Source organism: Acinetobacter rudis (assembly GCF_031157835.1).
In the GTDB taxonomy this organism is placed as follows: domain Bacteria; phylum Pseudomonadota; class Gammaproteobacteria; order Pseudomonadales; family Moraxellaceae; genus Acinetobacter; species Acinetobacter rudis_A.
The window spans coordinates 28110-48677 of sequence record NZ_JAVIDR010000009.1; the positions used below are offsets into that span (position 1 = coordinate 28110).

Consider the following 20568-nt stretch of genomic DNA (forward strand, 5'->3'; position numbering starts at 1 on the left):
TGTCTGTCTATCAAATTCCTAACTCAACTACTTAACAACGGTTTCGATTTTATCGAGCTCCCAAGCACCACCAGCAGCAATCATACGACACATACCAGTCCAGCGGTCTAGGGTTTGCACCATGTTCTGTCCATCCCAAATCCACTGATAGCTCACCCAGCAGTCTCCTAGTCCACGCCCTTTTTGTGAACCATAAAGTTCACCTTGATCAAATTCAGATGCTTGATTGGTAATAAACTGCGTTTTTTGTCCTTGCCGATCATCAAGTAGCCATGCTCCAAGTCCCTCGTTATAAGCACCACGCCAACACAACATCAAGGCCAATTGCCGCTTATTGCCCAAAGAATACAGCTCAATATCGCGCTCATTATCTTCTAAATACGCGCCATCACAATACTCACGCTCTTGTGCTGGCATTACGGCCAGTAAGCGTTGTTTGAGTTTAGCAAAGTCTGGATGATCTGCTTTGAGTACCCGAGTGGCTTGCTTGGCCGTGTGTACCTGCTTAACCACAAGCATGGGCTGCGCAGCTAAAACCTTAGACTCATTTTCTGGACCTTTCTTAATCAGTGCCCCTATGGTCCCGACTCTATGTTGAAACTCATCCATTTTGAGTAAAACTGCAGTCATGCCCTTACTTGATACCTGTGCATTAAGATATTGGTTTTTAAATACAATTTGTGCATCTTGCTTACTCTGCTGCAAAATGGCATTCACTTGTGTTTTACTCAATGCTAGTGTCGCACTTTGATTAAAGTCACCTTGAATCAAACCATAAGATCGATCATTGACATATAATTCAATGTTTTTCAACTGATTTGCTTTAAGTTCTCCCTCATAATCACCAATCGCCACTTCACCCCGTACCGCTTGATTCGCACCTGCTTTACGTGTCAATAAAATTGAAACCGGTTGCTCTCCATTGTCCTCTTGATAGCCCGCTGCCTGACAAGTACCGGTATTACTGCACACCATCTCCCAATCATGATGATGAAATTCAATCCCTTGTAAACCTTTTGCTGTAACAACACTTGATAGGAGCAACATACTCAAACCCAGACTGCATGATGCTTTATACTTCATTTCAAATCCTGATATTTTACTCAAGCTATTTGAGTATCCTAATCGAATATGATTTAAAATTACCATCACCATGAAATATTATTCATGCTGTTATATGAGCCCATCCTCAAATCAAATAAACGCTCGATCATGACTTTTTATAGTTTTATAAGTACGCTTCTACCCACTTAAAAAGGCTTTCATCTGCTCATTTCTTAGGGAGAATACCCTCGTTTGATTTTAATTTTTGATTAAATTCAAATCACTACAAAACACACTAAAATAACGTACATCAGTAAACAATAAATTAAGCATTATTTAAGACTACGATGATGAAATTTGTACTATTCTAATCCATCTCAACGGCATCATGAATTCATTCTCTTCTAAGCATCTCATACAGCATGATGCCACCATTTTACTGAGCAGTTTTGCCATTTTGACCTTTTTACTCCCAATTGGAGGCAAAATTGATCAATTCTTAATACGCCCTTGGATCAATTCTGCAGGACAGTTTTATTTAAATGATAATTGGTATTTGAACTATTGGAATCATGATATTTTCAAATATGTTCTCATTGTCATTTATGCCTGTTTCTTATTTTTATGGATCTTATCTTTTTTTATTGAAAAACTAAAATCACAACGTTTTCTTTATGGCTATATGTTTTTAATGAGCTCGTTATCAACAGCCCTTATCGGCTTCATTAAATCTCAATCAAGTCATGCATGCCCAATTCATATGTTAAAAAACAGTTCAACAGGATTTATTTGGGACTTTTCCGCAACAGATGGACAGTGCTTTCCTGGTGGACACGCAAGTACTGGCTTTGCACTTATAAGTGGTTTTTTTGTATATAGATTAAGTCAACATAAACGCGCAAAAATGTTTCTCATGTTTGGACTTGGCATTGGTTTTATTTTAGGTTGGGGACAAATGATGCGCGGCCAACACTTTCTCAGTCATAACTTATGGACTGCTTGGTTTATTTATGCATTCAATAGTGTTGTTTTCGCAGTATTGGCTTATAAGTTTCCAGAAAAACTTAGTAGTACATCAATGAACGATCACCCTCACTTAAATCTTAGTTCAGATCGTTTAGTAAACTTATTTCATCGTTCAAAAAAGCATAATCCCATGCAATAAAACGCTGAAATAATTGATAACTCAGTTATACAGTTAATGTCGAATGAATTTCTCTACAATCGGTGTCATATTGATAGGTAAAATCACTATGACACATAATCCTTTTAATTCTTGACTACGTGTAAACTGAATCGTCCCACCTAACTGTTGAACTGCACGATCCACAATAGACAAGCCTAAACCACTCCCAACCTCTAAATGATGATTTATACGGTAAAAACGCTTTAAAACTTTATCGTATTGCTCAGGCTCTAAACCAGCACCATTGTCTTCAATCATCAGTCTGGCATGTTGCGAATCAAGTTGGTCAATGGAAACATTAATTATGCCTCCTCTTGGACTATATTTGATCGCATTATCTAACAGATTATAAATAATAGAATGTAGTGAATGCTCAATACTGGTAATTTCAATAGGTTTATTAATTAAAAAACCCATATCAATTTCTTTATCCATCGCAAAGTTCATTAACTGCTCAATACAATGTACGGCAACCTCATTTAAACTTAATCGTCTATAGTGCTCTTCTAAATTAGGTGTCGCATCTTGCTTAGCAAGGGCCAATAACTGAACCACCAAATGTTTAATTCGAGCAAGTCCCATACTTAAATTTTTGAGATTACGATCTTCTGGAAATTCACTTAATAAAATTTTAGTCTGTAGATTTAATGCAGTAATGGGTGTACGTAATTCATGTGCTGCATCGGCAATAAACTGTTTTTGCTCTTGCTGTGTACTATAAATACGTTCAAACAATTGATTCATTTCGATAATTGTTGGGGCAAGCTCACTTGGATAATGTTCTACGTTAAAAGGAGAAAGATCATCTGAACTACGCTGTGCCAATTCTGACTTAAAATCCTCTAATGGTTTAAAACCATGGCGAATAATCCAAATTAATACCCATAACGCGAGGGGAAAGACCAATAAATAAGGGAGAAACATACCAAAAGCTAATTCCATAGCAAGCATCTTACGTACTTTTAATTGTTGGCTAATCTGAATTTGGTATTGTGTTGTTGGATAAACATAAACAATCCAGTCACCATATTCATTGGTATGTGGGTAAAAACCTTTGGTTTCTTTAGGTCCAACCAATAAATGTTGATTATGTTTTAAATTTGTCTGATCAGCATAAGGCCAAATGTCCACAAAAAGATCTTCTTCCTGATAATCTTTATGTGGATCAAATACACTTTGTAAAGGATGCGCATTAGTCGCGATACGCCCAGCAATATAGCTCATTTGGGAATCTAAAATTTCATTAATTTCATGCAATGACATACGATAGGCCGCAGCACTCAACACAACAACTAACAATAAATTAAAGATAGCTAAAAAAATGGTTAAGCGTTTTTTAAGAGAGTTATTTTTAATCATCGCCAACCTAAAAGTTTATCTAAATCAGGGTTGGCCTTAACCTAAACGGTAGCCAACACCACGAATAGTACGAATAAAATCTTTACCTAATTTTGATCGTAGATGATGAATATAAACTTCTATGGTATTGCTGTTAATTTCACTCTCTACATCGTAGAGTTTATCTTCCAAATCTGTTTTAGAAAATATTTTTTTAGGATAACTCATTAAAGGAACCAATATTGCCCACTCTCTTTTCGAAAGCTCAACAACCTGACCAGCACGAGTGGCTTGATGTAAGCTGATATCAAGCTCAATCTCACCACTACATAATTTATGTTGAGTTTGCTCATCATGTTCTGCTCGACCTGAGCGACGTAATAATGCATTGATTCTAGCCAATAGCTCTTCAAACTCATATGGCTTGATTAGATAATCATCAGCACCCTGATTTAAACCATTCACCCGATTTTCCAACTGATCACGAGCAGAAATAATCAATACAGGAGTGTTTGACTTTTGCCTAATTTGTTTTAAGACTTGCATACCATCCATTAATGGCAACCCCAAATCTAGCAAAATTAAGTCGAAATCCTGTTGTGCTAAACTCTTTAATCCGTCTATACCATTATTCACCCATTGCACCTCAAACTCATATAAATGCAATAGCGTCATGGTCGACTCTGCGATCATAAAATCATCTTCGATCATCAAAATCTTCATGAGTATCCCCTCATCTTCCCACAAGATGTGCTATGCAGCACATTGATGCAATATATTATAGTTTTCATCAATCGTTTTAGAGTTGACATCTAATAACTTAAGCAAACTTGGAAATAAATTATCATGACTTAGGTTTTGGTTTGTCACACTCTTGAGACAGTTAATTTGTGCTGGTGCAGCATTTTTCCATGCTGGCGAAAACCACATCATCATAGGCACATGTGTCTGTTGACTAGGGGCCATGGCATAAGGTGCGCCATGTAAATACATACCAGACTCACCAGTTGATTCACCATGATCAGACACATACCAAAAACCAGTACGATAATTAGTTTGTTTTTTTAGTAACTCAATCACTTGATTCAATACATGATCGGTATAGACAATTGTGTTGTCATACACATTAATCAACTGCTCTCGACTACAGCCTTGAATTGCATTGGTATCACAGCTTGGTTTAAAGGTTTGATATTGCTCCAATGGTCGTTTGTAATATGCAGGCCCATGACTTCCCATTTGGTGTAAGACGATCAAGCGTGGTTGACGATCATCTTTAGGAATTTGTGCAATATATGCAGCCAATGCATCATTCAAAACACCATCTTTACATTCTCCATCCGCGCACCATTTTTTCTGTATCTCAACAGGAATTTGGTATTGCTCAACTCGGTTACACACCCCTTTACAACCAGAGTTATTATTAATCCAAGTTACTTTATACCCTGCACGCTGTGCGATATCTAATAAACCTTCACGCTGACTTGCTACATTTTCATCATATTGTTTACGCGGCATACCAGAAAACATACAAGGGACTGAAACAGCAGTTGCTGTACCACAAGAACTGACCTGTTTAAAATTAACCAAATCAGGTTGTTTAGATAGCTCTGGATTGGTGTTCTTCGCATACCCATTTAAAGAAAAACTTTCTGCACGTGCAGTTTCACCAACCACTAAAACCATCAATTTAGGTAATTCTGAAGTCGACTTTGGTGCATCCATATGTGCATCTGCACCATATACCATGACTGGCAAATTTTTCTTCGGTGCTTTTTTATGAAAGTAAGAGAAGGTTGAAGCAATAGCATTCTGAGGAGAAATCATGCCCTTAATTGAGCGGTTTTCTCTAAAAATAGCAGCATAATCAACATAGAAAACAAAAAGTAGGCCTGCAATAATAGCCGCAGAAGCAAAAATATTAATGACCTTTTTCAATAATAATGCAGAGGCTTTTTCAGGTTTAATTTTGACCCAACAAAGCAATATTACAGGTAAAGCAACCATCAGTACTGCCCATATAACAATACGTAATGACATTAAATCCGTTGCTTCAGCTACATCGGTTTGCATCATATTTTGCACTTGCTCTGGTGAAATTAATACACCTAATGAACTAACAAAGTAAGCACTAAATCCACCAATGACCAAAAGCAAAACACCAACAACTTTAATTGTCCATTTCCAATTTAAAAATTGGAAAATTAAATGATATAAAGCAATTAATACACAAGCGGTCGCTGCAACAAAAAGACCAGATTTAAACCCTGAATATGGTGTGAGTTCATATATCTTTCTTAAAAAAGCCAGATTAAGAAATACTCCTATCCAAAGTGCAGTCAAAAAACTCAACATAGTGACGGAGAGTTCAATACGATTTAATCTGATTTTTTCAATAATTTTTTGCATTTCCGCTAGCGATCCAATATGACCGATATAATGTATAAACAAAAACTTAAAAAGAACTTAACATTTATGTAATTTATTTTCTCACTCATTAAATAATTATTTTTTTAACATATAAAACAATGAGTTAAGTCTCAATCCACATCACTGTACTTTGGGGTTGCTTTTTTTATCCAAGATATTATCGGCCACAGTAAGACGCCCCCTAGTACAAGCACACAAAATAAATAGTCACTATAACCTAATCGCTCTGCAAACAAGCCGCTCAAACTATATAAAGCACCACTGACAAAGGCCATAACCGAAACCTGAAAACTAAAATCTGTGCCTGCATATTGTTGGCGGCTATACTGCATTACCAGTGTTAACATAATCAAAAGCTGCATCGCAGCAAACATATCTTCTAAAGCATTTGCTAAATAGATCCACCACGTAGTGATTATATATCCCTGCTCATAACAACGCGCAATAAAGGCAAAGACAGCTAAACTAGCCAGCTTTAACAGGGTAAAAAATAATAATGCATATGATCGGCTTAAATACTTTAACAAATAACTTGCGAATGCAGCACCCAATAACGCAGCCATCGCCCCGAGCATAGTGACATAAATACCGATTTGACTGAAACTCAACCCTATATCGACCATTAATGGCTTTAATATAGCTCCAGATAAACCATCTGTGACTTTAATCGTAATCAAAACGACTAACCAAATCCGTAGTTCCTTGTTTTTAGTAAAATACCTAAAATAATTTTTAAATTGCTGTTTCAATGAAGTTGAGTGTGAAAAATCAGATTGTGATTGTTTTACTTTTAAAAATTTTACGCTTGCACCCAGCTGGGTTTTCCAAATGGGCAAACGATTAATCGCAACCAATATCGCCAGTAAAATAAATGTGCCTTGCCAATACAATAAATCCATCAACCATAAAATAACGCCACCACCAACAATAAAGCCTAAACGAGAGCCTACAACTTGAAAAAAATTTCCCCAATGTTGTTGTTTGGGTTTAAGTAAGTTAACGGCTAAGGCATCTGTTGCGATATCTTGAGTTGCACCCAATATATTCATTAAGAGTAAAAAAATGAAAAATATGACCAAATAAACGGGTTGATCTAATACATGAATCGGAAAGAAAGACAGAATAACTAAAACAACCACCGTCAACGCTTGTGTCACAAGTGCCCAATAACGGTAGCTTTCAATATTTTGATGCCCATAGCGATCTAAATAAGGTGCCCAAAATACTTTTAATGCCCAAGGTGCCATTAAAACACCAAAACCACCAATATGAGCAAGTGATACTCCTTGTGACCTTAAAATCACAGGCAAAGCGTGTGTCATAAATCCCACAGGTAGACCTTGCGCCCAATACAGACTAAATAAGAGTAAATAGGTTTGCCTTGCTGGGAGCAACATCAATAATAAATTCCATCACTGGTTATGCTGCCCAATATAACGGATTAAATAGAAATTTTTTTGATGTTTAATCAGGATTTTATTTATCTTTGGTCAATGTTAGGTTTTAATAAAAATGTAAAAGGATAAATTACAGTGAAGTTAAAAAAACAATGCCAAAGTTAAAGTTATTTCCAGATTTACCAGTACTTGTTCCTCAACGTGGTAACCCAGTCAGTCGCCGTTGCTTCCAACAACTTTACTTAAAGCAAGGATGGAGCTTTCAAGGTGAATTTCCCAATTTAGCCAAAGCTGTTGCAATTATTGCCCCTCATACATCAAATTATGATGGCTGGTTTGGTTTTCTCGCCATGTTAGGTCTTGGTTTAAAACTCACTATTTTCGGTAAAGATAGTTTATTTAAGACACCGCTCAAACCCTTATTTGAGTGGATGGGTGTAATTCCAGTTAATCGCGAGGCTTCTCAAGGACTGACGCAACAAATTGTAGAAAAAATTAATCAGCAAGATAAAATTTGGATTGGCCTAGCTCCCGAAGGAACACGCAAACAAGCCAGTAAAATTAAAAGCGGTTTTTACCATATAGCACATGCTGCTCAATTACCCATTGTTTTATTTGCATTTGACTATCAGGCCAAAACCATACGATGTTTGGGTGTTTACACAACGACCGGAGATTATGATCAGGACTTAGAAAAAATTCTGAACATATATCAAGGGCAATTTTCAGCCAAGCATCAGCATAATCTATCTTCACCTTTACAAAAATTGAGTAAATAAAACTAGATAATATTGAATGATTCTGTTGATATATTCGGCACTATTCTTGTGATGTAAACTCAATAATGCAAATGAAACGACTAGGACTGATTGCAATGTTCAGTCTGGCATTAGTTGCCTGTGATAAAACTGTGAAAAAACCAACTCAAACCAGCCAAGTTGCTGCACGAGATCCTGTCATTGCTGTTGCTTTAGGTGGTGGCGGTGCCAAAGGGTTTTCTCACATTGGAGTACTTAAAGTTCTTGAGTCACATGGAATTAAACCCAAAATTGTAACAGGAACAAGTGCAGGAAGTTTTGTGGGTAGTATTTATGCCAGTGGTAAAACTCCCTATCAAATGCAACAACTTGCTATTCAGCTTAAAGAGTCCGACCTACGTGACCTAACTCTAAGCAGTCAGGGCTTTGTTGTAGGTCAAAAACTGCAAGATTATGTGAATCGTAATGTCGGTAATAAACCAATGGAAAAATTTCCAATTCGATTTGCTGCTGTTGCAACACGACTTGATACTGGTAAAAAAACTGAATTCAACCATGGTAATGTAGGCCAAGCAGTACGTGCCTCATGTAGTATTCCTAATGTCTTTGTTCCTGCAACAATTGGCGGCGTACAGTATGTAGATGGAGGTTTAGTTAGCCCAATTCCAGTACAAACTGCACGAAATATGGGGGCTGATATCGTCATTGCCGTTGATATTTCAGCTCGCCCTTCTGGGAAACAAACCACGAGCATGTGGGGACTTCTTGATCAAACCATTAATATTATGGGACAACAAAGTATTCAATCAGAGCTTTCACAAGCTGATATCGCGATTCAACCTAAAGTTGGACATTTGGGCGTGCTCGATCTAAGTTCAAGTAATCAAGCAATTCTTGAAGGAGAAAAAGCAGCGCAATTAAAAATCACTGCGATTCAAGCTAAAATTGCTCAATTCAAGAAATCACCAGCAGCCTTTCAGCCAGCACCCAAAGCTAAACTCTAATAAAATGATGTCGATGAATATCTAAGAACGAATAATATTTGTTATTTGTATCACCATGATAGGCAGGTCGCCAGCGATCTGCTACATTGGATGAGTATCATTACACTTCAGCAAAAATGACAATCGACATCAATCACGAGTAGTTGTATGAACTTTATTTTTGAACCGTGGCATTGGTTCGTATTGGGCGTTGCGCTCATGTTATTAGAACTTATTCTGCCCATGTTTGCCGCACTTTGGTTTGGCCTAGCTGCACTTATTGTTGGCATCATTGTCCTTTTATTTCCTCAAATGAGTTTTGCAGTACAAATTTGGATTTGGATTATTTTATCTATTGGCTGTACCGTACTATGGTTTAAGCTGATTAAACCCCTTTCCGTTGATAAAACTAAGGCTGGTCTACCGCGTGAGGCAACTATTGGTCAAGTGGGCATCGTTATTCAGATTGGCCTAATGCATGATCAGGTACGTGTACGTTTTACACTACCTGTACTTGGTGCAGATGAATGGAATTGCCGTAGTTTACAGTCTGTCCAAGTTGGTGATCGTGTTGTCGTTACCGACATTTCTGGTAATGATCTGGTCATTAAACCATACCAAACTTCATCTGTACTCTAAGCATGACAACTTTAAAACTTTAATATTAGAAATTTAAGAGAGGTATACTTATGAGTTTTGGCTCAATTATTGCGGTTGTATTTTTAGTCTTTGTAGCTACAACCATTTTTAAAGGGGTTCGTATTGTTCCTCAAGGCTATAAATGGATTGTACAACGTTTAGGTAAGTACCATGTCACCTTAAGTCCTGGTCTAAACTTTGTTATTCCCTATATTGATGAGGTTGCTTATAAAGTTACCACTAAAGATATTGTCTTAGACATTCCTTCACAAGAAGTCATTACTCGTGATAATGCTGTACTTTTAATGAATGCTGTCGCATACATCAACTTAACTACGCCTGAAAAAGCGGTATATGGTATTGAGAACTATACTTGGGCCATCCAAAATTTAGTACAAACTTCATTGCGTTCAATTGTCGGTGAAATGGATCTTGATGATGCACTTTCTTCACGAGACCATATTAAAGCAAAACTCAAAGCTGCAATTTCTGATGATATTTCGGATTGGGGAATTACCCTTAAAACAGTTGAAATTCAAGATATTCAACCCTCTAATACCATGCAATCAGCGATGGAAGCACAAGCGGCTGCTGAACGTCAACGCCGTGCAACGGTTACTCGTGCAGATGGTGAAAAACAAGCTGCAATTTTAGAAGCAGATGGTCGTTTAGAAGCATCTCGTCGTGATGCAGAAGCGCAAGTTGTTCTTGCTGAAGCATCACAAAAAGCAATTGAGATGGTGACATCGGCTGTTGGCGATAAAGAAATTCCAGTGGCTTATCTACTCGGTGAACAATATATTAAGTCTATGCAAGAAATGGCGAAATCAAGCAATGCGAAGACCGTTGTCTTACCTGCTGACGTTATGAATACCATTCGTGGTGTGATGGGACGTGGTTCTTAAACACTAAACACTGTTAAGTCAGATAAAAAATTGCCTCATGAGAGGCAATTTTTTATGTCTAAATACCTTACACAATAGCCGCAGTTAACAACTGCTGTGCATTATGTGGTGCTTCATTTTCCTGTGCTTCAATACGTTTCCACACACCATCTGCTTGTAATAACCAAGCCTGCTGATTGTCTTGCAAATATGTATATAAACCTTGCTCATAAATGCGTTTTTTCAATGCAGGATCTTCAATTGGGAAGCACGCTTCCACTCGGCTAAACAAGTTTCGATCCATCCAATCCGCACTCGAACAATAAATACGTGGATTGTTATTATTACTAAAATAATAAACACGAGTATGTTCAAGGAAGCGCCCGACAATGGAACGCACACGAATATTCTCAGATAAATTCGGTAAACCAGGGCGTAAACAACAAATTGAACGAATAATTAAATCAATTTGCACACCCGCCTGAGATGCTTCATACAATTTATTAATTAACTGCACTTCAGTAAGAGCATTCACTTTAATAATAATATGCGCTGGTTTACCTGCTTGAGCATTCGCAATTTCTTCATCGATATAGTTAATTAACTGAGCATGCAAGGTAAAAGGTGCGTGTAGAAGTTTTTTAAGCTTCGCCATTTTACCCATACCAGTGAGCTCTTGAAAAATACGATGTACATCTTCGCAAAGCTCTTTTTCTGTGGTCAATAATCCATAATCGGTGTAAATACGCGCATTACCTGCATGGTAATTACCAGTCCCCAAATGCACATAACGAACTAACTTATTATTCTCACGGCGCACAACCAAGATCATTTTGGCATGTGTTTTATAACCCACAATGCCATATACCACTACCGCACCAGCTTCTTGTAATACATTTGCCACAGCAATATTTGATTCTTCATCAAAACGCGCACGCAACTCAATAACTGCTGTTACTTCTTTACCATTTCGCGCTGCTTCTGCCAAAATCTGTACAATTTCAGAATCAGCACCACTACGATATAGCGTTTGCTTAATTGCAAGCACCTGTGGATCTCGGGCTGCTTCACGTAATAAATTAATTACTGGTGCAAAAGATTCAAACGGATGATGTAACAATATATCTTGTTTTTGCATGGCTGAGAAAATGCTCTCAGACTTTTTCAAAACCTTAGGAATTGCTGGTGTATGTGAATCGTAACGTAAATGAGGACGCTTAAAATCCGAAACCAAACGAGCTAAGTTAACAGGCCCATCCACTTTATAAAGCTGATCATGATTTAAGTGAAACTTATTCAATAAATATTGATAAATATGCTCAGGACAATTTTCAGTCACTTCCAAACGTACAGCTCGACCGAAGCGGCGTGAATTTAACTCACCTTTAAGCGCTTTCGCTAAATCTTCAACATCTTCATCCAAAGCTAAATCGGCATTACGTGTAACACGGAATTGGTAACATCCGGTTGCCGTCATACCAGGAAATAAGTCTGAAACATGCTCATGAATAATTGCTGAAAGCATAACAAAATGCTCTTTGCCTTCAGTCAATTCATCAGGCAAACGAACAACTCGAGGTAATGAGCGTGGTGCTGGTACTACCGCTAAATCAATTTGTCGACCAAAAGCATCTTTTCCTTCCAATGTCACAATAAAGTTCAAACTTTTATTAACTAAACGTGGAAATGGGTGTGCTGGATCTAGGCTGATCGGTGTTAACACAGGTGCTACTTGTTCTTGGAAATATTTTTTTACCCAAGCAGACTGTGCCGGAGATAACTCCCCTCGACGTAAGAAACAAATGTCTTCTTCACGAAGTTTTGGCAAGATTTCATCGTTTAAAATACGATACTGACGTTCAATTGCAGCATGTGCAGTTTGTGAAATAGAATCAAGTACTTGTTTTGGTGTTAAACCATCTGGACTTCGACTTTCATTGCCCAATGAAAGTTGCTCCATTAACCCTGCTACACGAATTTCAAAAAACTCATCCATGTTACGTGAAAAAATAAGCAAAAAATTCATGCGGTCTAACAAAGGATGTAGCGGATCAACCGCTTGCTCTAATACTCGCAGATGAAAGTCTAAAATTGACAACTCACGGTTAATATAACGTTCATTATACGCGTATTCTACGGCTGTATTTGCAACTGCGGAGTTCATGCCACGCACCTTTTCTTTAAAATTTTATCTATCTAGTATGCTTCAATTGCATTACATTTTCATAAAAAAGAGTACAAATATTAAACAATTGTTTAAATTTGTGAGTCACTTTCTTTTGGCAACACACTGTTATTCATATATTTTAATATATGACGCTGCTTAATTAGATATCTTGAATTATGAGGATCTTTTTGAAACGACTTGGGACTTGGCAATAAAGCAATCAAAAAAGCAGCCTGTTCTCGGTTAACTTTACTCGCTGGAATAGAAAAATAATGCTGTGCTGCAGCTTCTACACCATAAAGATGATCACCGAATTCTACAACATTCAGATACACTTCTAAGATACGTTGTTTTGACCACATTCTCTCCATCATAACCGTGGCAATACTTTCTTGCCCCTTACGGATAAAAGAACGGCGTGGATATAAAAATAGATTTTTGGCCAATTGTTGTGAAATTGTTGAACCACCAGAAACAACACGCTCTTGCTGCTGATTACGTTGCATCGCTTGTTCAATACCACTCCAGTCAAAACCATGATGCTGAGTAAAGCGACCATCTTCTGCTGCAATAACTCCGCGTTTCAAATGGATACTGATGTGATCATAATCAACCCACTGATGTTGGATTGGCTGAAAATCAGACCAGTAATTTAAGCGCATAAACATTGTGTTTTCAACAGGATGAGTTCTCCACCAAACCAAACTGCCAAATATCCAAAGCTGTATCATGATCACGATACTCAATAAAACCAACAGCGTTCTGAGTATAAAAGCTTTCATTTATTTAGATTGCTCCGAAACAAGTAATACGCGTTTTCATGTTAAGCTCATCCTATTGACCACATTACTATATTTTGAGTTATGGCAGAAACATACTACGTACAGCCAGTAAAACCACCATTGGCCAAAGTTACATTAACCTTAATGGCCATCAATATTATCCTATTTGTCTGGCAAATATTAACTGGTGTCGATGCCAACTCACCCAGCACAGCAGATGCTATACGTTGGGGCGCTGATTATGCACCTTTAACTTATTTACAGGAACCTTTTCGTTTATTTAGTAGTATGTTTTTTCACTTTGGCTTTCCACACCTCATGTTTAATATGTGGGCGCTCTATGTCTTTGGTAACTTAGCTGAACATACCTTTGGCCGTTTCTATTTTCTTTGTCTGTATTTATTGGCAGGGATTATGGGCAGTTTATTCAGTGGTTATATCGATATCTATAACAGTATTGAAATGTTAAAACATTTTGATCCAGATCTCTTTCCTCGGGTCTCTGCTGGCGCTTCTGGCGCAGTTATGGGTATAGGTGGCGCACTGACTGCTTTGTCTTTCTTTCCTCGTTTAGCTCGACAACAATTAGCACTAGATAAAAAATCCTTATTGTTGATTATGGGCATTAACTTAGCCTTTGGTTTCTTTACTTCAGGGATTAATAATGCAGCGCATATTGGCGGTATGTTGATGGGCGCTATATTAGCGATTGCATGGTATGCCATTGAGCACTTTAAACTCAATAAACTTTTCTTAGTCATACTATTAATCATTGCAGCTGCGATTTGTTATGCGTTCTTCCTATATTCTCTAAGCTTAGTACAAAACATTGCGCCCTTTTGGCATGAACTTATGACAGTCATGCTCAATAAAATTGGTCTTCTTTCATAATGGCTATTATCTAAGGGACAAGCACTTTATCAATCATTGAAGTTCAACTTCCAACACTCTACTTTATTGTGGCCAAATTAAAGTAGAGTGTGCGTATTATCTGGCTGAGCGAATATCTATTTATCTCTATTCATCATCAGTCAAATTCTCTTAAACTCTTTAATGGTGCTAAATCACATAAATAACCCAAACGATAGCGCCCAATTAATCCACTCAACATCGCCATTCCTAGCGGAAGAGCCAACCAAATCATCATATGCCACTGCATTGCCATATTCATCTGTTTAGCTAAAAGTGCTGCGATAATTTCAGCACAAATACATGCAATCACACCAGAAATAGCACCCAACAAGGCAAATTCAATGGTTAACATTCGCTTTAACTGTGCTTTAGCACCACCAAAGCTACGTAATAATGCCACCTCTTTCTTGCGCTGATCTAATAGCAAATTAATACAAGCTAAAAGTACCAAGATACCAGCAATAGCAACTAAAATCGCAAGTACACTTAACACTTGAAGTAGCACATTAATCAACTGCTTAACCTCACTCAAAATCAAACTCATATCAATAAAGACTGCGCTTGGAAATTGCTCAATCACAGTAACCATTTTATGTTGATCTTGTGGAGGGACATAGAAGCTGCCCAAATAACTTCCTGCATTTTCATCAAAGCTATGTTCTGCAAAAATAAAAAAGAAATTTGGACTAAAACTTTGCCACTCAACTTGCCTTAGGTTGACTACTTTCGCGTTAAGTTGACCTTCAGGTAGGCTAAAACTCAATTGATCACCCACTTTGATTCCCAAAGTATTGGCCAACTTCACTTCAACTGAAACCTCTCTAGGATTTTTTAGTACTGCTGCACCCTCAACAACAATGTTGTTTTGAGGATAATGTTTACTCTGAGTAAGATTCAATTCACGGCGTAATGCATTGTTTTTTACCACCAAATCTTGATCAAACAACTGCCCATTTTTTCTAATCAGACGAGCTCGAATGTTCGGATACATTGCAGTAGCTTGCCATTGATTATATTTCAACTGTTGCTCAAAACGGTGTAATTCAAAAGGTGCCAGCCCATAAACAAATTGATTGGGTGTCTTTGCTGGTAACTGCTGTTGCCAACCAAAGCCCAAATCTTGACGAAGTACCAAAAGTACCGCAATTAACCCTAATCCTAAAGATAAGGCTGTAATTTGTACTGCACTTTGCACTGGTGAGCCTAAGTAATATGCAATACGCAGTTTTAAAACTTTAACTGTAGCGACTAAGCCCCAGATCAATAAAAAGATAAATACACATAAGATAATAGATGCCAGTAATACGATGATTGCCAATTGAGGTTGCTGACTAACGATTAAAGTAAAGCCCACCAAACTCAAGCCGCCACTTAAACCTGTCCAAAATAGACGTTTAAGTGAAATACCCTCTGGGCGTAATATTTTAACTGGTGCAGTGTTCACTAACTGCCATAAACTAGGCAAAATAAAACCAAGCAATAGGCTTATACTGGTTAAAATTGCAATTGGTATAGGGCCCGTCCACATTGTAGCCCAAGTCAAACTAAACTGAATTTGTGGAATCAATTGTTGTAATAACTGCAGCAAACTGTAGGCAAAAAGCATTCCAAAGCCAGTACCCAGCACTATAGCCAATGACATAATCAGCAATAGTAAACAGACATAGCCTGTCATGACTTGTAATCGGCTTGCCCCCATACAGCGTAATAAAGCAATATCATCTTGGTTTTGTTGCATATAGCGTTGGCAACTTAATGCAATTGCAATACCACACAGCAACAAAGTCAAAATATTAGCAAGTTGTAAATAACTATTCAGTTGATCAATGGGCTTAACCAAACGAGTATTCGCTTGATCTGCTGTTCTTAAACGAAGTTCTGAAGCTGTTGTAGGGTCTGCATCCTCAGCCAATTCTGTGATTCTTTTAGGACGTAATTTTTTAAATGTTTGCTTAAATTGATCAATATTTTCAGCTTGCCCAGCCAATAACAAACGGGACTCAATGCGGCTACCTACCTGTACTGCCTGAGTCTTGGCTAAATCTTGTTGTGAAATATACACTGTTGGCGAAAATGCCGAAAACCCCATTTCTTGATTACTATCACGTTCAATAATTGCCGTTACTTTAAAGTTGGCATCGACAATCTTGAGTTGCTGGCCCAGTTTAAGCTGAAGCAGATCAGCAACTCGCGAACTCACCCATACTTCACCTGATGCAATTTGTCTTTGCTGAGGCTGTAACTTAAGTACACCACGTAAAGGAAAATTTGTATCAATCGCCTTTACATTGACCATTACAAACTGATCAGAACGATGTGCCATAGCATTAAACACCGTCACTTTGGACTGTTTGAGCTGTAGTTGTTCTGCTAATTGACTCCACTTTTTTTCAATAGGTGCTTGGTCAGTCAACACAATATCTGCTGCTTGCATGGCTGCTGCTTGCAAATGTATCGCATCTCTAATTTGACTATGACTAAACTTCAATGCTGTCGTTGCACTAATCGCCAAACTCAGTGCAAACAAAAGTAAATATGTTGCAGAACTGGCTAAGCTCTGCCGTGCAAGACTGGGCAACAAAGCAAAAAATTTCATTATATCAACCTGCCGAATCAGCTGAATGCATCGTTAGCTCATGCAATTGCCCTTCATGTAATTCAAAATGACGCTGACACTTCGCTGCTAAACTTCGATCATGTGTTACTAAAACCAGAGTGGTACCAAGCTCTCTGTTCAATTCAAATAATAATTGCTCAATTTCAATTGCAGTTTGTTCATCTAGATTGCCAGTAGGCTCATCTGCAAAAACAATTTTAGGCTGACTTATTAAAGCACGCGCAATTGCCACACGTTGCTGCTCGCCACCAGATAAAACTTTTGGCTTCTGTTGTGCTTGTCGATCTAATCCGACTCTAGCCAATAAACTTAAAGCCTGCTGTTCAGCTTGAGCATAATCAAAATCTTTTTGTAGGCGTAAAGGCAGCATGACATTTTCTACTGCACTGAGATGTGACAAAAGTTGAAAGGACTGAAATACAAAACCAATATGCGCCAAACGAAGTTGAGCACGTTGTTCTTCATTACACTCATGCACAGCCTGACCACACACATAGAGCTGTCCAGCACTTGCACGATCTAAAGTTGCTAAAATTCCTAATAAAGTAGATTTACCTGATCCTGAGCGCCCAGTTATAGCCACTTGCTCTGCAGGAAATATTTCTAGATTAAGTTGGTCTAAAATACGCAGTTGACGCTGACCATGATAAACACTGTGACTAATTCCCTGTGCGCTAATAATTGCTTGTGGCATGATATCCTAACCAATTTGGGCAATGACTCATTAAGCTAACGTTAAATGCTATTAGGGGCAATCTCATCATGTTAAAAAAGTATTTTTATTACTCAATGATTTTAATCATGTTAAGTTTTACGGCTCATAGTCAGGCCAAAACAATTATGATTTTAGGTGATAGCATTAGTGCGGGTTTTGGAATTTCACCAGAACAAGGCTGGGTTAACCTATTGCAAAAACGCCTTGATAGTCAAAAACCCCAACAACATAAAGTGATCAATTCCAGTGTAAGTGGTGAAACAACAAGTGGTGCTATAGCTAGATTGCCAAAATTACTGCTCGTTCACAAACCAGATCTTATTGTTATTGAGCTAGGAGGCAATGATGGGTTGCGTGGCCAACCCCCACAAATGATTCAAAATAATTTGGCACAGTTAATACAACTCAGCCAAAAATCCCAAGCTAAAGTGATTTTATTTGGTATGAAATTGCCACCCAATTATGGTACTGCTTATAACAGCGCTTTTGAAAACAACTACAAGGTACTAAGTCTACGTTATAAGGTCACACTCTTGCCTTTCTTTATGCAAAGTATAGCAGGGCGAAATGATTTAATGCAAAGTGACAAGATCCACCCCAATGCCAAAGCACAAACTATCTTATTAAATAATGCATTCCCAACGATCAAAGCTGCTTTATAACCATAAAGACAAAAATCCGCGCTATGTTCAACATAACGCGGATTAATATTAAATGAATTTAACTTTTATCGCTTTGCTCACTGTAGAGGCAAAGTGAGATCAAAAGTCAAAGAAAGTAACCTGTCCAGTTTCAAGAGAATATTCAGCACCAATCACTTGTAACATCTTTTTCTCAATTAAGTTTTCTAATACTGCAGAGCCATGTCGTAACTGATTCACAGATGCAAATACATTTGATCGTACCGCATGTTTAGACAGCTTACACAAATCATTTTTTAATTCAGTCTGCATTAAAATTTCAACAGAAGGACGAACACGGTTCACAATAGACATTAAATTGGCTGATGGTGGACGATCAGGATTCATTAAAGTATCTATTGTTGCTTGAATAGCACCACAGTGACTATGTCCGAGTACAATCACCACAGGACAATCATAACGTTCAGCCGCAAACTCTACACTTCCAACTTGTGAGGGTGCAACAACATTACCAGCCACACGAATAACAAAAAGATCCCCTAGCCCCTGATCAAATACAAGCTCTGCTGGTACACGTGAATCTGAACACCCCAGTACAATCGCGAACGGATGTTGCTCTTCGGCCATTTCTGCACGTTGTTGATGTTCTAACAATGGCCGATGTTTGACTTCCCCACTTACAAAACGCTGATTACCTAATTTTAATCGTTCTAATGCTTCTTGAGCTGTCAGCATGATTTATTCCCGTTGGTTGCATCAGCGAAATATTTTAAAGAGCTGATTTAGGATTGTCACTGATAAAAATTTACTCCATCAATGAAATATTGCTTTAAATTACTTAATCGGCTGTCTTTCGAGCCATTGTCAAAACTTATGCAAAACAAGTACTAATATGAGGTACTAAACCAGTTACAATTCATCGCTTATAGATAAGTGCTTAACCACTAAAGCATAATCGAATTAACATTTTGATTTCGCTCAGCCATTTATACGTTTATAGGGAGATATCGTCCTTGAGTAATCCAAAAACCGAAAAACTGATTGAGGCACATTTGGAGTTTTTAAACCAAAGTTTTGCCCAACCTGACAATATTCAAAGTGAGTTTTTGCATTTTTATCAATGGATCAGAAAACAACAATTGCAAGATGTATGGCAATTTGAGCAAATTTATCAACTCATAGAACAACAAATTTTACAAACACCTGCCAGTGATTTTTTAATTGAACAAATTATTGAACATTGCCGTTTTGCTTTGATTCATCCTGTAAATGCTGAGACACGTATTGAAGATGTTATTTCTGTACATAGCATTGATAAAATCGCATTGTATTTATCAAAGAAAAGCAAACAACGCCAACAACTTATACACAATATCGTCAATCATACAACCTTTACCGCAATGCTAAGTCAACTCATCCAGCATGCAATTCAAGACTATATAGACAATGCGATGATGAGCAAAAAAGTGCCTGGTGTCGGACGCTTTATGAAAATGGGGAAATCTGTTTTAGAAAGTGTGACTGACAGTAATTTAGATGACACACTAAATCACTATTTGCAAAAAAACATGTTAAAAATCATTAAATTGAGTGAAAAAATACTCAACCAGCATATGGATGATAATAAACTCTATCATTTACAAGCCAATATCTGGCATAAAATTAAAGGACTTCCTTTATCCAGTTTACAAAACTATTTGGACCATAGTGATATGGACAATGTAGTTAAACTCAGTAAAGAGGTTTGGGATCATTTTCGGCAAACCGAGTATTTAAAACAACAAGTACATGATGGTGTATATGCTTGGTATGTTCGCAATCAAGAGCGCAGTTTCGACTTACTATTACGCGATCTTAATATTAATGAGGACTTAGTCAGCAATCAATTACAAGCACTTTGCACCCCATTAATTCAACATATGATTTCTCAAGATTATTTGCGTCAACGTGCGCGTTATCATCTTGAAAAATTTTATTATGCTGAGCAAACACAACAAATTTTAGCAGAATGATATTTTCTACCCGATGAAAAAACAAAAAAAGGGCCTTTTCAATGGCCCTTTTCTTCAAATCTA

18 protein-coding genes are annotated in these 20568 nt (G+C 37.6%); 8 read left to right on the top strand and 10 right to left on the bottom strand.

Translation table 11 applies throughout. The annotated features are described in order from the left end of the window. Window positions 1-27: 27 nt before the first annotated feature. The gene (locus RFH42_RS09605) at window positions 28-1083 is read right to left on the bottom strand and encodes a DUF1176 domain-containing protein (protein WP_308975371.1); all 1056 of its coding nucleotides are present in this window, start codon (window positions 1081-1083) and stop codon (window positions 28-30) included. Window positions 1084-1432: 349 nt separating this feature from the next. Here RFH42_RS09605 and RFH42_RS09610 point away from each other — a divergent pair, with 349 nt between their 5' ends. Continuing rightward, window positions 1433-2209, top strand: a complete 777-nt coding sequence (locus tag RFH42_RS09610) for a phosphatase PAP2 family protein (RefSeq protein ID WP_308975372.1) — start codon at window positions 1433-1435, stop codon at window positions 2207-2209. Between the two features lie 33 nt (window positions 2210-2242). On the opposite strand, the gene RFH42_RS09615 is transcribed toward RFH42_RS09610, so the two are convergent. The 4 genes from RFH42_RS09615 to RFH42_RS09630 form a co-directional block, all read right to left on the bottom strand. Further along, window positions 2243-3589, bottom strand: coding sequence for an ATP-binding protein (locus RFH42_RS09615; RefSeq protein ID WP_308975373.1), 1347 nt, complete (start codon window positions 3587-3589; stop codon window positions 2243-2245). A gap of 36 nt (window positions 3590-3625) precedes the next feature. Further along, the gene (locus RFH42_RS09620) at window positions 3626-4291 is read right to left on the bottom strand and encodes a response regulator transcription factor (protein ID WP_308975374.1); all 666 of its coding nucleotides are present in this window, start codon (window positions 4289-4291) and stop codon (window positions 3626-3628) included. Window positions 4292-4321: 30 nt separating this feature from the next. Further along, the gene (locus RFH42_RS09625; RefSeq protein ID WP_308975375.1) at window positions 4322-5977 is read right to left on the bottom strand and encodes a phosphoethanolamine transferase; all 1656 of its coding nucleotides are present in this window, start codon (window positions 5975-5977) and stop codon (window positions 4322-4324) included. Window positions 5978-6108: 131 nt separating this feature from the next. Beyond that, window positions 6109-7395 carry an MFS transporter gene (locus tag RFH42_RS09630; protein WP_308975376.1) on the bottom strand — a complete coding sequence of 429 codons (1287 nt, stop codon included), beginning with the start codon at window positions 7393-7395 and terminating at the stop codon, window positions 6109-6111. 152 nt (window positions 7396-7547) lie between these two features. On the opposite strand from RFH42_RS09630, the gene RFH42_RS09635 reads away from it, so the two are divergent. The 4 genes from RFH42_RS09635 (at window position 7548) to RFH42_RS09650 (ending at window position 10680) form a co-directional block, all read left to right on the top strand. Then, entirely contained in the window at window positions 7548-8174 is a 627-nt protein-coding gene (locus tag RFH42_RS09635) for a lysophospholipid acyltransferase family protein (RefSeq protein WP_308975377.1), read from the top strand. Window positions 8175-8239: 65 nt separating this feature from the next. Continuing rightward, entirely contained in the window at window positions 8240-9157 is a 918-nt protein-coding gene (locus tag RFH42_RS09640) for a patatin-like phospholipase family protein (protein WP_308975378.1), read from the top strand. A 147-nt stretch (window positions 9158-9304) separates the two neighbouring features. Then, window positions 9305-9775 (top strand): NfeD family protein, encoded by a 471-nt coding sequence (locus RFH42_RS09645; RefSeq protein ID WP_308975379.1) that lies wholly within the window; start codon window positions 9305-9307, stop codon window positions 9773-9775. A 50-nt stretch (window positions 9776-9825) separates the two neighbouring features. Continuing rightward, the gene (locus tag RFH42_RS09650) at window positions 9826-10680 is read left to right on the top strand and encodes an SPFH domain-containing protein (RefSeq protein WP_308975380.1); all 855 of its coding nucleotides are present in this window, start codon (window positions 9826-9828) and stop codon (window positions 10678-10680) included. 67 nt (window positions 10681-10747) lie between these two features. Here RFH42_RS09650 and ppk1 read toward each other — a convergent pair whose 3' ends face one another. Together ppk1 and mtgA are read right to left on the bottom strand one after the other, a co-directional pair. Next, the gene (gene ppk1, locus RFH42_RS09655; protein ID WP_308975381.1) at window positions 10748-12823 is read right to left on the bottom strand and encodes a polyphosphate kinase 1; all 2076 of its coding nucleotides are present in this window, start codon (window positions 12821-12823) and stop codon (window positions 10748-10750) included. 92 nt (window positions 12824-12915) lie between these two features. After that, window positions 12916-13608, bottom strand: a complete 693-nt coding sequence (mtgA, locus tag RFH42_RS09660) for a monofunctional biosynthetic peptidoglycan transglycosylase (RefSeq protein ID WP_308975382.1) — start codon at window positions 13606-13608, stop codon at window positions 12916-12918. Window positions 13609-13689: 81 nt separating this feature from the next. On the opposite strand from mtgA, the gene RFH42_RS09665 reads away from it, so the two are divergent. Next, a complete protein-coding gene (locus RFH42_RS09665; RefSeq protein ID WP_308975383.1) occupies window positions 13690-14499 on the top strand; it encodes a rhomboid family intramembrane serine protease in 810 nt (269 codons plus the stop codon). 136 nt (window positions 14500-14635) lie between these two features. Here RFH42_RS09665 and RFH42_RS09670 read toward each other — a convergent pair whose 3' ends face one another. Beyond that, window positions 14636-17116, bottom strand: coding sequence for an ABC transporter permease (locus RFH42_RS09670; protein WP_308975384.1), 2481 nt, complete (start codon window positions 17114-17116; stop codon window positions 14636-14638). A 4-nt stretch (window positions 17117-17120) separates the two neighbouring features. Continuing rightward, a complete protein-coding gene (locus tag RFH42_RS09675) occupies window positions 17121-17831 on the bottom strand; it encodes an ABC transporter ATP-binding protein (protein ID WP_308975385.1) in 711 nt (236 codons plus the stop codon). A gap of 107 nt (window positions 17832-17938) precedes the next feature. Between RFH42_RS09675 and RFH42_RS09680 the strand changes: the two genes are divergently transcribed. Continuing rightward, on the top strand, window positions 17939-18514 hold the full coding sequence (locus tag RFH42_RS09680) for an arylesterase (RefSeq protein ID WP_308975386.1): 576 nt from the start codon (window positions 17939-17941) through the stop codon (window positions 18512-18514). A gap of 99 nt (window positions 18515-18613) precedes the next feature. Here the strand turns inward: RFH42_RS09680 and RFH42_RS09685 are convergent, their stop codons facing one another. Next, window positions 18614-19228 carry a carbonic anhydrase gene (locus RFH42_RS09685; protein ID WP_308975387.1) on the bottom strand — a complete coding sequence of 205 codons (615 nt, stop codon included), beginning with the start codon at window positions 19226-19228 and terminating at the stop codon, window positions 18614-18616. Between the two features lie 278 nt (window positions 19229-19506). Between RFH42_RS09685 and RFH42_RS09690 the strand changes: the two genes are divergently transcribed. Continuing rightward, entirely contained in the window at window positions 19507-20505 is a 999-nt protein-coding gene (locus tag RFH42_RS09690; RefSeq protein ID WP_308975388.1) for a hypothetical protein, read from the top strand. The last annotated feature ends 63 nt before the right edge of the window (window positions 20506-20568 follow it).